Here is a 15,254-nt window from a genome sequence, read left to right as displayed (position 1 = left end):
GTTTGTGAGGGTTATAAAAGTGGACAAGATGTCAAACCATCAAGATTTGTAATATTAAAATGTCTACTTCATCTACTGGCAAAATGCTGTATATTAACTTTCATACTTTTATTGGTTGGGTTCCTGAGCGACTTGTACTGACCGCCGTCGAAGTAAGTCGAATAGCTATAAGTGAAATATTCAGATTCAGGTGAAGAGGAAATCAACAGCTATCAGTTATGGTTTGATTTCCCAAAGACATACAGCAGGGACAAGGAGTCGGGAAAATTTTATCCTTTAAGTTTTAACCATTCAGGAGCTAGAATTGTTACAATTCCTTCAGATTTGACATTGAAGCCTTGATCCAATCTGAGACGTTAGAACTACTCGAATGGCATCGCCTTTGCCAGCATCTTTCCACATTTGCGGCAACTAAGCTAGGGGCGATCGCATCACTTCACCTCAACATCCCTGCATCTCAAGCAGCAAGTACCCATTTGTTAGCTCAGACTAAGGAAGTTTACCAACTGGAAACTCAATTGACCACGGGACTGTCATTTGAGGGAATCCAAGATATTGGTGATGCTTTAGAACGGGCGGAACTTAGTGGTATTTTAGCAGGGGATGAACTCCTGGCGATCGCCACAACTTTGGCTGGGGCGAGAAATTTACGCCGTGTTATTGATAACCAAGAAAATTTAAAGGTGCTAACTGAGTTAGTCGCTGATTTGCGGACTTATCCTGAACTTGAGCAAGAAATACACCGATGTATTGATGAACGAGGTCGAGTTACCGACCGTTCTAGCCAAAAACTGGGAGAAATTCGTACTGAATTACGTAAAATCCGCAGTCAGATTACCCAAAAACTGCAAAATATTTTACAAGTTAAATCGAATGCAGTTCAAGAACAGTTAATTACTCAACGGGGCGATCGCTATGTCATCCCTGTAAAAGCACCCCAAAAAGATGCGATCCCTGGCATTGTCCATGATACTTCTACCAGTGGCGCGACTCTGTACGTAGAACCTAATTCTATCGTGCCTTGGGGTAATCAACTCCGGCAGACTCTGAGAAAAGAACAAGTAGAAGAGGAAGCGATTCGCCGGAAACTCACACAGCAAGTCGCAGAAGTCAAGCCAGATTTGGAACGGTTGTTAGCAATTGTCACGACTTTGGATTTAGCCACCGCCAGAGCTAGGTATAGTTTTTGGTTAGGAGCAAATCCGCCCAGATTTATCAACCGTGAAGACAATGAAATCATTACTCTGCGGAAATTACGCCATCCTCTGTTAGTTTGGCAAGAGCAGCATGAACATGGTCAACCCGTAGTACCGGTGGATTTATTAATCAGTCCCCATATTCGGGTAGTGACGATTACAGGGCCGAATACTGGGGGGAAAACGGTTAGCTTAAAAACCTTAGCTTTAGCAGCGTTAATGGCTAAGGTCGGGTTATTTATTCCCGCCCGTGAACCTGTGGAAATACCTTGGTTTGACCAGGTGTTGGCTGATATTGGGGATGAACAATCTTTACAGCAAAGTTTATCGACTTTTTCGGGACATATTCGCCGGATTAGTCGGATTTTAAATGCTTTGGATCAGGGTGAAGAGTCAGAAAATACTTCCTTATCTCCCGACTCCCCACTCCCCCGGTTACTGAGCGAAGTCGAAGTAACTCCCTCCTCAGCACTGGTATTACTTGATGAAGTGGGTGCGGGAACTGATCCAGTAGAAGGTAGTGCTTTGGCGATCGCCTTGCTGCAATATCTCGCTAATCATGCCCAACTAACCATTGCTACAACTCACTTTGGGGAATTAAAAGCCCTGAAATATGAAGATGAGCGATTTGAAAATGCTTCTGTAGAATTTGATGAAAGTACACTTTCGCCTACCTATCGTTTACTGTGGGGGATTCCTGGACGTTCTAACGCTTTGACAATTGCGCGGCGTTTGGGTTTAAAGCCAGAAGTGGTAGAACAAGCAAAAACTGAAGTGGGGGGAGCCACAGACGAAGTTAATCAGGTGATTGCTGGGTTAGAAGCACAACGCCGTCGCCAAGAAACTAAAGCTGCGGAAGCTCAAAGTTTGTTACAGCAAGCGGAACGGTTATATCAGGAAGTGTCGGCAAAATCTCAAGCTTTGCAGGAACGGGAAAAATCTTTGCGGGCTGATCAGGAAGTAGCAGTACAACAAGCGATCGCCGCCGCTAAAGGGGAAATTGCCCAAGTAATTCGGCGTTTACAAAAAGGTACACCGAAAGCCCAGGATGCCCAAACAGCCACGGAGTCGTTAAATAAAATTTCCCAAAAATATCAGCCGGTAGTAGCACCGAAGCCAAAAGTCGGGTTTATGCCCAAAGTAGGCGATCGCGTCCGGATTTCTCAGTTTGGGCAAACAGCAGAAGTTTTAACCGCCCCCGATCCTGATGGTGAATTTAGTGTCCGGTTTGGCATCATGAAAATGACAGTCAAGCTAGCAGACATCGAATCTTTGGATGGTCAAAAACCGGAACCAGTTGTCAAACAAAAGCCAGCCCCAGTAACTCCACCCGAACAAAGTGTCCCCGCTATTCGTACCTCTCGCAATACAATAGATTTGCGTGGTAAACGGGTAGCTGATTCCGAAATTATTTTAGATAAAGCCATTTCTGAAGCCACAGGGCCACTATGGATTATTCACGGACATGGAACCGGCAAGTTACGCCAAGGAGTCCACGAGTTTTTGCGCCACCACCCCAGAGTTAACAACCATGAACCAGCAGAACAAGCAGATGGAGGGACTGGTGTAACCATTGCCCATGTGAAATGATTTAGCAGGGACAAATATACCGAGAAAAGCAAAAATTTGATCAGAACTGCCGCAATTTTGTCAAGTAAATTGGTTGAAAATTTATTTTCATCTTGTAGAGTAAGACAAAGACTATTGCTGTTGACCAAAATAAGCAAAGCTTGCGGCAGCTTCTAGCTAATAGCGATGGGAAACCAACCTAAATTTTTCAGAGTCTGGTTTCAAAATGGGTAACAGCAACAGCCCCTACAGCCTGATCACCTATGCTAAAAGTTATGCACTCGGCCGCCGATTCAGCCACACCCAATCCCCAATGGGCGGATTTAATTAATCTTCCAGCCCCCAACACAGTTGAGTGGGAGAACATCAAAACCCAATTAGACTTGGTGCTGTTGGTGTTAGAAACTTTAACAGGTATTGGTTCCGAGGCCATGCTGTCTGCGGCAACTAATCTGAATTTAGAGTCAAGAGTGCCAGACCGGGTAGCTTTATGGCGATTGCGTCAGTCAAATCCCTTACGGAAAGGACAAGGTGGGCGAAAAAAGCTAGATGTAGAAGAAGCGCGATCGCTGGTTCTCATTACCTGTTACCTCGCCAAACAGCATCAGGAATTAATTCGCCGTGCTGTTGGTCTACTAGAACAAATGGCGGAAAAGAAGCGGGAACCTCATCAGTCTGCCTTACTTGGAGATTATATCGATGCTTTCTGCAATACCTACCAAGAACGGATGGAAGAAGACGACGAAATAACCACGGATCTACTCACTCACTTAGCACTAAAACTGCTTGTAGATTTGCTGTTTTACAGTGCGCCTGGTGGACATCGCCGCCTCTGGTTAGCACTTATCGACAGTTCTGCCAAATTTTAGATAATCGTCTCTTTCGCCGTTTCTGCTATGCCACCATTGAATTCTGTTATTAGACGCTACACACCTCCAACCTGTACTTTAGAAATCTGGGCGCAAAGTTCACCGTTATCTCATTTGATGGGAAAAACTGTGATCAAGCAGCTAACCTTTGAACTCTACTTTGACGCACCTCAGCTACCCGAAGACAGTAAAATCACTATTCGGGGCGATCGTGATCAACTAGAAATTCTGTGTGATGTTGTCAGCAGCTATGTGCAAGACTTTCTGCAACAACCACCTGATAACTTTTGGCTGACTCTTTCGGAACCCCAGGATTCTAGTAAAGTATCCCATGATTCCCAATTCACAGATTTTCAGCAAACTTCACTACCCAGCCCACACAACCTCCAATCTTTTAGCCCCCAAACATCACAGAGCAAAATATACCTACAACCAGGGAATTGTTTAACTCATAATCTCTTTCTTGGTCCCCTCGCTAACCCCACATCTGGTACTGTAATTCAACTCAGTCTGCTGCAAATATTCGATTTAGCAACTGCTTTAGATGAATACTCTACCGATGTCATGGCGTTACCAAATCTTCATCAAGAACATAAAGTTCTCCGATTTCCCACTTGGGCCCCCATTGCCGCAGTCATGGTTCTAGGTGTAGGTTTACTCCCAGCGACTTGGCATCTTGCTAAAAATAACCAAGAAAATCAATCACAAATAGCCACAACATCAGAACCAGAACAGGTGGAAACTGCTTTAAAACCTTCACCTTCCCTGGAAACTCCCTCATTGCAGCCCGGTACACCCCCGGATAATTTTACACCGCTACAACCTTTAGAATCTGGGTCTCAAACGCCCATTGCTACTTTCCCAGAACAGCCTATAGGAACATCTAATTCCAGCCTTTTGACTCGTTCCTCCTCGCCGCCGCCATCTCTGGAAGATCCATTGTTTATCTCGGAGTCTAAGATTCCAGAAATCCAAAATAATAGGCAAACTTCAGCCTCTACTAGAATTCCCCAAACATTTGCGATTCAGCCAGACTTGACAGCCTCAATTCCGGGGAGTGAAAGCATACCCCAAAGGCGCTCTTTACCACCGCGCCTATCTAGTAGCAAAGACTCATTATCTAATCTTTCATCAGATCCCTTGTCTGCGCCTACTAGTCCGAATAACAATCTTAATCAGAGTTCTTTCCCTTCTGAGTCATTCCTCAAACAGCCTCTCACTGAAGAAAGCAGGAATCCTTCTATAAATAATGCTACTGAGGCAGATAGTAATAATTCCTTAGTGGGTAGAACCACAGTGCAACCTGGAACTGCTACATCTGAAACCTTGGCGGCTGGTAGCAGCTTGTTTGATACACCCCAAGTAGCAGAAGCTAGAGAAATATTCAAAAAAAGCTGGCAACCACCTAGTGGACTTACACAAACATTAGAGTATAGTTTGATAGTTGCTGCTGATGGTACAATTGAGCGGATTTATCCCCTCAATCAAGCTGCGAGAATATTTTTCGATGGTGCTGGTATACCGGAAATTGGTCAACCCTTTGTTTCTGCCAATCAAAATGCAGAAAATGTCAGAATTAGGGTGGTTCTGAGTCCTGATGGCAAAGTTCAAACATTCCCGGAAAGTAAATAAGTAATGTTAATTTTGTATCAGGTAGGGATTCTGATCTCCACCTGATACGGGAGGACTTATCAAGGTTTTTTATTAACTGGTTTTTGGGTTTTTTAACTTTTGCTTTTTACGTCGCCGTCCAGCAGTCGAGACAGCTGGTTCAACTGGGTAGCCCACAACGGGTATTACCTGATATTTGCGTTCTTCTTCTAAGTTCTTCAGTTCAGTGTAATCAACCCAATGGATGCAATTGACTGGACAAGTATCAATCGCTTCTTGGATGATCTCTTCTCCATCACCATCTTGGCGAATCACGCGCGATCGCCCATAATCTGGTTCAATGTAGAAGGTGTTACGCGCCACATGAGCGCAGTGTAAGCAGCCAATACAGGTGATTTCATCTACATAAACACCATTTTGGCGTTCAATACCACCTAATTCCGGCTCTAAACCAGAGCGTTCTGGGTCATCTCGTAAGAAACCGCCTAACTCTGGTTCCACACCGGAACGATTATTTTCTTCTTCTGACGGCGACGGCAGAAAATCAGCCATTACGCACTCCAGCGTTGTACAACTAAGCGAATTGAACCATCGGAATTTTTTTCTTGTTCAGCAACTTCAAAACCTGCGCGAGCGGATTCTTTCACCACTGTTTGGAAAGCATAGCGTTGAGTTACTTGGCGTAAGAACCCGTCCACAGACAAGCCTTGTTGCCAATATTGTAAATCAGCGACCAACTCATATTCTTTGCCATTCCATCTAAAACCGATGTCATAGCCATTTTCCTGTTCAATGGTTACTTCGGCCGGATGAGTTTGACCGCGATAGCCGCGTACTTCGCGGGGGCCAGGTTTCCAGTCTATGCCCAATTCGCTGAGAGCATCTTTTAAAGAGTCAAGGTTACGGATTTGAGTCTTAATTTGGCTAAAGTGTGACATGGCGGTTGCTGATAAATGACATGAAACTGTTGAGAAAACTTACCAATCGCTGTATGTGGCTTGGGTATTCACCACGGAGGATTGTTCCACCTGATTAGCAAAAAATTCTGAGGTTGGCTCATGACTGAGTACTAGCCCTAGTTGTGCTTCTATTGCTGCTGTAACCTCAGCGCAAGAATTACCCACAATCCCAGTGACTGTTTCTTGTACCCGACCATCTGGATAGATGATAAACTCTAGTGTTTCCATGCTTTTGCCCAACCATGATAGTACTTTTGAACTTTACTGCCGGAGCAGCTGGCTAAATATATAGCCCAGGGAACATAGTGACTTAGATACAAACTTGCCATTTGTTAACTAATGTTCCATCTCTCAAAATATATATCTCAGAATCTTTACAAATTTTATTAATATTATAAGCACATACATCACTTATTAGTTAGTTTCTCTTAACCTAATAAATTAGTCAAGCTGATATTTTTTTTGGCAGAGGTAGCAATAAAAGCGTTGAAAACAAGGTATAGCAATAGTGTTATCAGTTCGGTGCTTCACAAAAATATACTTTTTATTGCATATCTCTATCATTACCATTGAATATCCACTATTATGGCTCTGGATAGTTTCAATGGCTTTCATGTCTGCGCTCAGTCATGCGATCGCGCTACTAGTTTTTTCAGAAAATAGCTAAATAGACTGCAACCACCCTAAAAAATCTTTTGTACTGGCGAAATATTTTTGTATTCCTGCTGCGCCCAATATTTGTTTAATCTCTTTTGTCCCAAAGTCCTTAGAGTTTCCAGTTAACAGAATTTTCTGAGCATCTGAATAGGTTTTAGCATGATTAAGAATAGAATGTAAAATTAAATTATCTGTGGGATCAGGAATAAATTTTTGATTAAGGCTGTCTATAAATATAGATGGTTCTAGATTTATTAAATCTACATTATTGGCAGCCCATGTTAACACTTCAAATAGGCGAATATTAATATCATTGATTCGTCGGTCACTTTGAAGTTTCGCTTGTTCTAGGTATCTTTGAATTTCTTTAGAATATTCAGAATGTACATCTCCTTTGACTCTACTGATTTCATCCACCATACGTACTTTAAAACTATTACTTCTTTGACGTTCATTTTCTAGTACAGAAAGAGCTTCCATAAAGCAAATTGTCGGAGACACAATTTTCATTGATGAAATTGTATCAGAACCGCTATCACTCAGCAATTGCTCAGATTCTTTGTCTTGATTTTTAGCAAAAGCAATAAAAAAATTAGTTTCAATATAAAGTGTAATCACTAAAATTTATCCCCGGTAGTCTGTGCATCAGCTAGCTTATCTACAAAACCTATTTGTGTTAATTCTTGTAATTTAGGGGGATTATCTGTTTTCCAATTGTCAGCTAAATCTCTTAACCAACTCTCGACTAATGTTTCTAGATAATATTCAAAAATTCTCTTGGTTGCAAATTCGGAATCGTATTCAGTCATCACTTCATGAGTTGGGAAGGTGTAGACAGTTGCTAGATTTTTACCATCCCATTGAAAAATATTAATGTATTCAGGAGTAGCGGTCATCCCATAAGGAACTATGAGATGATTATGTTCATACTCAAATTTGAGAATTTCTGCTACTTTTCCTTTAATATCTTCCTCAATGTCTCTGGCTCTAATTTTCGATACTAAAAGCTTTTGTCCGTTTTTATCCCAAGCTGTAATATCAGATACTTCTATTGTTGGGCTACTGAGTTTTTCAACGTCCATTTTTTTAGTCCTCGTGACATTGACGATTGCAACACCTTTATTGTAAAGGATGAGCGAATAAATCAGTTACAATAATAGTGATAAAGAGGATTGTAACTATGAGCGTCGTTATTCCTAACGAAATATTAACTACAACTCGCATGAATGAAGAGGAAATGAAGCGAGAAATTGCGGTGATGCTCTTTCAGAAAGAAAAGTTAACTCTTGCTCAAGCAAGTCGCTTTGCTGGTATGAATCGTATAGCATTTCAGCATTTACTCGCAAGTCGTGAAATCCCAGTTAATTATGGCGTTGAAGATTTTGAACAAGATATCAAGAATTTGCGGGAAATGGGTAGACTGTGATCATTATTAGCGATACTTCACCTATCAATAACGTAGCAGCAATTAATCAACTTGATCTATTAAAAATATTTACGCAAATGAAAATATAATAAATAACAGTTATGGTTATATTTATAAATATGCCAACAATTTTAAGAATAGGTGCTTACCGCTTCTATTTTTACAGTCATGAACCTAATGAACCACCACATATCCATATTGATAGGGATGACTCAACAGCTAAATTTTGGCTAAAGCCGATTAGTTTAGCAAGTAGTATTGGCTTTAGTGCAAAAGAACTGCGAAAATTAGAAGAGTTAGTACAAGAAAATCAAACAAAACTTTTGGAGGCTTGGGATGGGTATTTTGGCAGTCAGAGCGGATGAAAGAGTTAAGAATGTATCCTTTACTGAAGAAAGCATCAGTGTTGATTTAATGGATGGACGCACAATTACAGTACCATTGGTATGGTATCCCAAGCTGCTTAATGCTACTTCTGAACAGCGATTAAAATGGGAAACCTGCGGGGGTGGTTACGGTATTCATTGGGAAGAAATTGACGAAGACCTCAGCACAGAAGGTATGTTACGTGGCGCACCTGCACCAAGGGCTAAAATGGTCAGTCCATAGCAAGCTCTTATTTATTTAGAAAGCTTTTCTTATATTCCTCAACTACCTCCTGGGAAAAAACACAACAGTGAGACAAGTCTATAACTATATTGAAAGCTACAGCTTGAAGAAAATAAGCATCTGTTTCATATCTATTATGATCTTCTGGATGCCAAATATCTTTTCTTTTTAAGGTGTGGTGATGGAGAAAACCTCTCAGTTCAACAATTCTTTTAAGAATCTCTCGCATACTTTTTCCTTGATAATTTTTATTAAATTCTAGAACTTGCTGTTTTTCAGTAATAAACATCTGCTCAGGATTATCAATAACTTTCTGTATAGCTTCTATTAGATCGTTAGAACTTTCAAATTTCTTAAGAACTCCTGATGTATCATACTTACCATCTGCGTAAAGTGTTTCTATCAAAAAATAAAAGTCGTAAATTGCTTCAATATATCTATGTTCACAGAAATCAATTCTACCCTTTCTAAAGAAGCTGAGTGGTATTTCAATATCAAAACCATTGACAGCACCTATAAAAGATCGAGCAATTAGATCAAAAGGTATATGAGGTATTTGAGCATCATCTATCTTAGATATACTCTCTTTAAATTTGAATATCTTAAGATGTTGGTGATCTTCCTCAGTTTCTGCTATCCACTGGGTTTTGGGATATGTTAGTTCAATTGATTCAAGTCCATAAATTGAAAGCAATCCTTCTATAACTTTCAATTCTTTTTGAATAAGTGAGAGTGGAAGGGAAGATATTTGCAGAGAAAGCTTCACTCCTGGTACTGGATTTTGTGTTACTTGTGGATACAAATTTGGACTATCTATTTTTTGGCTTACAACAATATAGGTCACTATACCGTTTTCATTAGTTTCTAACTCATAGGTATTACCTCTGATACGAATTGGATAAACAGCAGAAGGCTTTAACTTTCCTGTAACCCGGAACTTATATTTAACTTTCATGAACCTATAGATATAATGTGAAACCCTGAAATTGTTTAAAGAATCTATTTAAGTTTAAGATTGCAATAAACGAGTAAACCCTTCTTGATCGAAATGTTTATCAGTCGTCAAAGCTTCTGTAATCCCTTTTTTACGCATTAGCACAAAACTAACAGAGTCACATAAAGAATAAGTTTTATCTTGTCGAGTCAACAATAAATCCATTGCTTCCCGATGTAAAACCTCATCAACCCAAACCATGTCTACATTCGGATTTTCCATTAATTCTAACGTATACATTAACACCGTTGAACGTGGAAAACGTCGAACTAATGCCAAAGCTATCAACTCAGCTAGAACATAGTTATGTGTGAGAAAACGACCATTACAATTAGAAATTAACTCAACAGCCGTTTTGTGTTGAGCTTCATCTTGATGGAGAAAACAGAGCAACCCTGATGTGTCAAGTAACACGATTATAATTTATACCTTATAAGTCATTATCATAAGCTTTAGCCAGATCAGCATCAATGCTTTCATTATCCGTACCTGTCGCATAACCCATACTAATTACACCAGCAAAACCAAGCAAACGCTGACGTGCTTCCTCTGCATCGGATTTAGGACTAACTGACAAGCTATACTGACGATTTAGGGACGTAGCAACTAATTCTGCGACTGAAAGTCCAACAGCACTAGCTTGTTGATGCAAAGCTGTATAAACTTCATCGCTTAGTTCCAGGGTCAATATTTGGCTCACGATTTTTAAGCTACCTTAAATAACGTTATAACAATTATATCTTTTATATTATAAAACTACTCTTTCGCCTACTTTCATAGAATACTTTGAGCTTGTATTGCACTATCGCCCAAATACGAACTTATCCTTTTTCCAGAAAATGATTTAAAAGAGAAGAGGGAAATTTTAGCAACATTAGCCGATGAACAAAACCGCGAACTTTTGCACTAATTTCTGAGTAGAACATCAGACAATTTACAGACTTTTTGACAGTCCGAACATCTGAAAGGTTTGATAAAAAAATCAGGTTTTCAAACCTGAGCAACCTATCCATATTTAGTATTTTCTGTCAAGTCATAAGTTCCATAATAATTAGAATCTAAACATCACTGGCTTTGTAGTCAAGTTCAAATTGGAAAAATATTCTGGTAAAAAAAATCATCACTCAGCTAACGAACCAAGGATAATGGAGCATAATTAACCTTTATAACGATCAGCCAACACGGTAAATTTACTATGAATACACAACCAACAAACCAACCTATCCGCGTCGGAGTCCTGGGTTTCGGTGGACTGGGACAAGCAGCCGCTAAACTCCTCTCCAGCAAAAGGGAAATGATCTTAGTCGCAGCCGCAGACCAAAAAGGCTACGCTTACTCTACTGAAGGTTTAAATACTCAACAATGCATTAAAACCTATCAATCTCAAGGTTCCGTGGGTTATTTGGAACCAGTCGGCAGATTAAGCAATAACAGCATTCCAGATTTAATCGCTACTAATCAGCCTGTAGATGGGTATTTCCTCGCCTTACCCAACCTCCCCAATGACTTTATCCCCTCCGTCGCCCAACAATTCATTAAATCGGGTTGGCGGGGTGTGCTAGTGGATGCGATTAAACGCACCAGTGCTGTAGAACAACTTTTGGCGATGAAAGACGAACTGCAAGCCGCCGGAATTACCTATATGTCTGGATGTGGTGCGACACCAGGACTATTAACAGCCGCCGCCGCTTTAGCCGCCCAAAGCTACGCGGAAATTCACAAGGTAGAAATTACCTTTGGTGTCGGTATTGCTAATTGGGAAGCTTACCGCGCCACTGTTCGGGAAGATATTGGACATATGCCCGGTTATAGTGTAGAAACTGCGAGGGCGATGACTGATGCAGAAGTGGAAGCCTTACTAGATAAAACCAATGGCGTGCTGACTTTAGAGAACATGGAACACGCTGATGATGTGATGTTAGAATTTGCCGGCATTTGTTCACGCGATCGCGTTACAGTTGGTGGAGTAGTGGATACTCGCAATCCGAAAAAACCCCTCAGCACCAACGTTAAAGTCACAGGACGCACCTTTGAAGGTAAAATTTCTACCCATACCTTTACTTTAGGAGATGAAACCAGCATGGCAGCCAATGTTTGTGGACCTGCTTTTGGCTATCTCAAAGCTGGTAAACAGTTACACCAGCGCGGTATTTATGGCATCTTCACTGCTGCTGAAATTATGCCTCAATTTGTCAAATAAGTAACTATGGGCTAGCCTCTAGCCCCTTCTCAATCTCCTCTTCTAGCGGAAAAGAAGGTGTTTGTATAATAAATGGGAGTTCTGCCCCTATCAGACCCCTCTGAATGCGTTCTGAGGTTTCACTAAAAACCACAAATAGCGGATATATGGTATTTGCACCATCACTTAAAATATGACTGTGACGCAAAGGCATTAGCCACTCATAATCTTTATCCAGTAAGACTTGAGTGTTTCGCCAGCGCCTCAATAAATCAGAAAAGTCTTCATGGGGACGATGAATAAACAGTACAATTTCGACTCCTGTTTTAATTTTCCACTCTGGGTCACACATAATAATTGCTATGTCACAGGGTAAGCAAGTTATCTGTGTATCTGTTGTTTCAACGCCACGGAAGCGCACAATAGGCAGAGGGATAGTAATTACGCTTTCATCGGGACGACGCAGACTGGGAATCATTTCTAAATATGGTCGATGTTCCTTGAGTAATGCGATCGCCGCTAAATTATTGCTATACTCTGCCAAACTAGCTTCATAATGAGATTTTTTGACAACCATAATTTATTTACTAATTCGTCATATTTCCTCTGGTTAAACCACGCCAGCTACGGGAAACGCTACGCAAACATAATTCGTAACTCAATATTCCAGTTGATATTTTCAGCAAAACCCCACATTTTGTAGAGTTAGGAATAAAAATTTTAACTCCTAACTCATCAAGTCTCATCACTACTTACCCCAAGGTTTCAAAGACTCTCAAAGACCTTAAACATCGGCAAATACATCGCCAGCAAAATTGTTCCCACCATACCCCCTAAAACCACAATCATCACTGGTTCTAAAACACTGGTTAGTGCTTTAACTGCTTGTTCCACTTCATCTTCATAGAAATCGGCAACTTTCATCAACATCGAATCTAATTCACCTGTTTCTTCACCAATGCTCATCATCTGAATTGCCATAATCGGAAATACGCCATCTTTTTGTAAAGCCAAGCTAATCACACCGCCTTGTTGAATGTCTAGACGGGCTGCATCAATAGCATTAGCAATCACTTGGTTTCCTGATGTATCCCGGACAATTTCCAAGCAAGTGAGAATGGGTACACCTGAACGAGTCAGAGCGCCGAAAGTCCGACTAAAGCGAGCCACTGCTGATTTTTGAATCAAATCACCAAACAAAGGCATTTTTAGAGAAAGGCGGTCAATGGTAATCCGACCAACAGGTGTTTTGTAGTATTGCTGAAAAGCAATACGCAATGCGATCAAAAAACCAATAAGAGCTAAAGACCACCAACTTCTCAAGATTTTACTACACAGCATCAGAAATTTAGTTAGGGCTGGTAATTCCACCCCGATATCTTCAAAAATGTCAGCAAAAATGGGAATCAGAAAAACAGTCATACCCACAAAGATAGCGGTTGCTAAAATACCCACAACTACTGGATAAGAAAGTGCCGATTTAATTTGGTTTTGTAATCGGGCGACATCTTCTAACAACTTAGCCAAACGATTCAGCACATCATCCAAAACACCACCAATTTCACCAGCTTGGACCATACTGACGTACAAACCATCAAAGCATTCAGGATGTTTCTCCATTGACTCGGAAAGATTCACCCCAGTTTGTACATCATCACTGATTTCTATAAGTGCTTGTTTTAATTTAGGATTGCTACACTGTTCAGCTAGCACACCTAAACTTCTGACAATAGCGACACCAGCATTCATCAAAACAGCAAATTGACGGGAAAAGACAGCTTTATCTTTAACACTGACTTTCGTCATTGCCATCTCAATTTTCTTAAAATCAAAGCTGAAATTCTGAGACTGCTTTAAGTCTTGGACAACAAAACCTTGCTGTCTGAGATTAGTGCGAGCATCGGACAAGGATTCGGCAACGATTTTTTCCTTTCGGGATTGTCCTTGAGCATCCCGAATACTGGCTACATAAGTTGGCATGGATTCAGTAATTTAAAATAGGATGATGGAAAACGTAAAAACTTAACGCGCTCTAACAGCACCAGGTCTTGCACCTGCTTGGGGTGTAGCACTACCGATAAGACGTTGAACTTCATCAGGTTTGGAAGTTTTAGACATTGCTGCCTCAAAAGAAATAGTTCCAGCTTTATATAAATCAGCTAAAACCTTTTCTAAAGTTTGCATTCCCAATTTACCACCAGTTTGGATAGTCGAGTAAATTTGGGCTGTTTTTCCTTCTCGAATCAAGTTAGAAATAGCAGGAGTAACCACGAGAATTTCTTGCGCCATGACCCGACCAAATTCACCTGGTTTAGGGTTTTTCTTTGTTACTAAAGTTTGGCTAAATATCGCTACTAAAGAGTTAGATAATTGCACCCGCACTTGAGTTTGTTTTTCATGGGGAAACACGTCAATAATCCGGTCAACAGTCTGTGCAGCCGAACTGGTGTGTAGAGTTCCAAATACTAGGTGTCCTGTTTCCGCCGCCGAAATAGCCAAAGAAATGGTTTCCAAATCACGCATTTCCCCCACCAGAATAATATCTGGATCTTCCCGTAAAGCAGCTCTCAAGGCATTAGAAAAACTCTTAGTATCTTCGTTGAGTTGTCGTTGGTGGACTAGGCTTTTAATGGGTTCGTAAACAAATTCAATGGGATCTTCTACTGTGAGAATGTGTTCGGCTTTGGTGCGGTTAATTAAGTCAATCATGGCCGCTAGGGTGGTTGTCTTTCCGGAACCTGTGGGGCCTGTCACCAGAATTAATCCTCTGGGCTTATCGGACATTTCCCGCACGATATCTGGCAGACCTAATTTTTCAAAGTTAGGAATTTTGGAACTGAGCGCCCGTAAACAAGCAGCATAAGCACCACGTTCTTTATATACATTCACCCGGAAACGAGCTAAACCCTTGACACCATAAGAACAATCCAACTCCCAAGTTTGTTCTAAGGTTTTACGCTGGGTATTATTGAGCATACTGAAAATCAGTCTTTGACACTGGTCTGCAGTTAATACCTCGTCACCGATAGGAGTCAGTTTGCCACTGATGCGAAAATAGGGAGGTAGACCTGCTGATAAATGCATATCCGAGCCACCCATTTCAATCATTTGTTCCATCAAGTCTTCAATCATCATTTCCATAGTTCTGATTCCTTGTTTATTTATTGAATTTGTGAGTTGAGAGC

18 protein-coding genes are annotated in these 15,254 nt (G+C 40.9%); 7 read left to right on the top strand and 11 right to left on the bottom strand.

Features of this window, described 5'->3' with window-relative positions:
* Nucleotides 1-338: 338 nt before the first annotated feature.
* The 3 genes from VB620_RS09320 to VB620_RS09310 all read left to right on the top strand — a co-directional run bounded on the left by VB620_RS09320 (nucleotide 339) and on the right by VB620_RS09310 (nucleotide 5,266).
* Nucleotides 339-2,786: an endonuclease MutS2 gene (locus VB620_RS09320; protein ID WP_323195873.1), complete on the top strand. Its 2,448-nt coding sequence runs from the start codon at nucleotides 339-341 to the stop codon at nucleotides 2,784-2,786.
* A 242-nt stretch (nucleotides 2,787-3,028) separates the two neighbouring features.
* Complete coding sequence (locus VB620_RS09315; protein ID WP_323195872.1) at nucleotides 3,029-3,634, top strand: DUF3038 domain-containing protein; 606 nt, start codon at nucleotides 3,029-3,031, stop codon at nucleotides 3,632-3,634.
* Between the two features lie 27 nt (nucleotides 3,635-3,661).
* A complete protein-coding gene (locus VB620_RS09310) occupies nucleotides 3,662-5,266 on the top strand; it encodes a DUF4335 domain-containing protein (protein ID WP_323195871.1) in 1,605 nt (534 codons plus the stop codon).
* Nucleotides 5,267-5,338: 72 nt separating this feature from the next.
* Here VB620_RS09310 and VB620_RS09305 read toward each other — a convergent pair whose 3' ends face one another.
* The 5 genes from VB620_RS09305 to VB620_RS09285 form a co-directional block, all read right to left on the bottom strand.
* Nucleotides 5,339-5,797, bottom strand: coding sequence for a ferredoxin (locus tag VB620_RS09305; protein ID WP_323195870.1), 459 nt, complete (start codon nucleotides 5,795-5,797; stop codon nucleotides 5,339-5,341).
* On the bottom strand, nucleotides 5,797-6,183 hold the full coding sequence (locus tag VB620_RS09300) for a DUF1257 domain-containing protein (RefSeq protein WP_323195869.1): 387 nt from the start codon (nucleotides 6,181-6,183) through the stop codon (nucleotides 5,797-5,799). Before VB620_RS09300 ends, VB620_RS09305 begins: the two co-directional genes overlap by 1 nt.
* Before the next feature lie 39 nt (nucleotides 6,184-6,222).
* On the bottom strand, nucleotides 6,223-6,432 hold the full coding sequence (locus VB620_RS09295; RefSeq protein ID WP_323195868.1) for a DUF2997 domain-containing protein: 210 nt from the start codon (nucleotides 6,430-6,432) through the stop codon (nucleotides 6,223-6,225).
* Nucleotides 6,433-6,867: 435 nt separating this feature from the next.
* Complete coding sequence (locus tag VB620_RS09290; protein WP_323195867.1) at nucleotides 6,868-7,479, bottom strand: PIN domain-containing protein; 612 nt, start codon at nucleotides 7,477-7,479, stop codon at nucleotides 6,868-6,870.
* Nucleotides 7,479-7,943 carry a hypothetical protein gene (locus VB620_RS09285; RefSeq protein WP_323195866.1) on the bottom strand — a complete coding sequence of 155 codons (465 nt, stop codon included), beginning with the start codon at nucleotides 7,941-7,943 and terminating at the stop codon, nucleotides 7,479-7,481. Before VB620_RS09285 ends, VB620_RS09290 begins: the two co-directional genes overlap by 1 nt.
* Nucleotides 7,944-8,041: 98 nt before the next feature.
* Here VB620_RS09285 and VB620_RS09280 point away from each other — a divergent pair, with 98 nt between their 5' ends.
* The 3 genes from VB620_RS09280 to VB620_RS09270 all read left to right on the top strand — a co-directional run bounded on the left by VB620_RS09280 (nucleotide 8,042) and on the right by VB620_RS09270 (nucleotide 8,896).
* Nucleotides 8,042-8,287 (top strand): UPF0175 family protein, encoded by a 246-nt coding sequence (locus VB620_RS09280; RefSeq protein ID WP_323195865.1) that lies wholly within the window; start codon nucleotides 8,042-8,044, stop codon nucleotides 8,285-8,287.
* Between the two features lie 101 nt (nucleotides 8,288-8,388).
* Nucleotides 8,389-8,652 (top strand): DUF4160 domain-containing protein, encoded by a 264-nt coding sequence (locus VB620_RS09275; protein ID WP_323195864.1) that lies wholly within the window; start codon nucleotides 8,389-8,391, stop codon nucleotides 8,650-8,652.
* Nucleotides 8,624-8,896: a DUF2442 domain-containing protein gene (locus tag VB620_RS09270; protein WP_323195863.1), complete on the top strand. Its 273-nt coding sequence runs from the start codon at nucleotides 8,624-8,626 to the stop codon at nucleotides 8,894-8,896. Before VB620_RS09275 ends, VB620_RS09270 begins: the two co-directional genes overlap by 29 nt.
* Before the next feature lie 7 nt (nucleotides 8,897-8,903).
* Here VB620_RS09270 and VB620_RS09265 read toward each other — a convergent pair whose 3' ends face one another.
* Genes VB620_RS09265 through VB620_RS09255 form a run of 3 tightly spaced genes read right to left on the bottom strand, consistent with a single transcriptional unit; the run spans nucleotide 8,904 to nucleotide 10,590 of the window.
* On the bottom strand, nucleotides 8,904-9,851 hold the full coding sequence (locus VB620_RS09265; RefSeq protein WP_323195862.1) for a hypothetical protein: 948 nt from the start codon (nucleotides 9,849-9,851) through the stop codon (nucleotides 8,904-8,906).
* Between the two features lie 54 nt (nucleotides 9,852-9,905).
* Complete coding sequence (locus tag VB620_RS09260) at nucleotides 9,906-10,283, bottom strand: type II toxin-antitoxin system VapC family toxin (protein ID WP_323195861.1); 378 nt, start codon at nucleotides 10,281-10,283, stop codon at nucleotides 9,906-9,908.
* A gap of 37 nt (nucleotides 10,284-10,320) precedes the next feature.
* Nucleotides 10,321-10,590, bottom strand: a complete 270-nt coding sequence (locus tag VB620_RS09255; RefSeq protein ID WP_323195860.1) for a hypothetical protein — start codon at nucleotides 10,588-10,590, stop codon at nucleotides 10,321-10,323.
* A gap of 495 nt (nucleotides 10,591-11,085) precedes the next feature.
* On the opposite strand from VB620_RS09255, the gene bioU reads away from it, so the two are divergent.
* Nucleotides 11,086-12,090, top strand: coding sequence for a (S)-8-amino-7-oxononanoate synthase BioU (bioU, locus tag VB620_RS09250; protein ID WP_323195859.1), 1,005 nt, complete (start codon nucleotides 11,086-11,088; stop codon nucleotides 12,088-12,090).
* 4 nt (nucleotides 12,091-12,094) lie between these two features.
* On the opposite strand, the gene VB620_RS09245 is transcribed toward bioU, so the two are convergent.
* From VB620_RS09245 to VB620_RS09235, 3 genes are all read right to left on the bottom strand, one after another.
* Nucleotides 12,095-12,646, bottom strand: coding sequence for a hypothetical protein (locus tag VB620_RS09245; RefSeq protein ID WP_323195858.1), 552 nt, complete (start codon nucleotides 12,644-12,646; stop codon nucleotides 12,095-12,097).
* A gap of 188 nt (nucleotides 12,647-12,834) precedes the next feature.
* Nucleotides 12,835-14,049: a type II secretion system F family protein gene (locus VB620_RS09240; RefSeq protein ID WP_323195857.1), complete on the bottom strand. Its 1,215-nt coding sequence runs from the start codon at nucleotides 14,047-14,049 to the stop codon at nucleotides 12,835-12,837.
* 42 nt (nucleotides 14,050-14,091) lie between these two features.
* Nucleotides 14,092-15,210 (bottom strand): type IV pilus twitching motility protein PilT, encoded by a 1,119-nt coding sequence (locus VB620_RS09235; protein WP_323195856.1) that lies wholly within the window; start codon nucleotides 15,208-15,210, stop codon nucleotides 14,092-14,094.
* Nucleotides 15,211-15,254: the final 44 nt, after the last annotated feature.

Origin of the sequence: Nodularia harveyana UHCC-0300, assembly GCF_034931085.1 — a bacterium.
GTDB lineage: Bacteria > Cyanobacteriota > Cyanobacteriia > Cyanobacteriales > Nostocaceae > Nodularia > Nodularia harveyana.
This window is presented reverse-complemented; position numbering and strand designations above follow the sequence as displayed.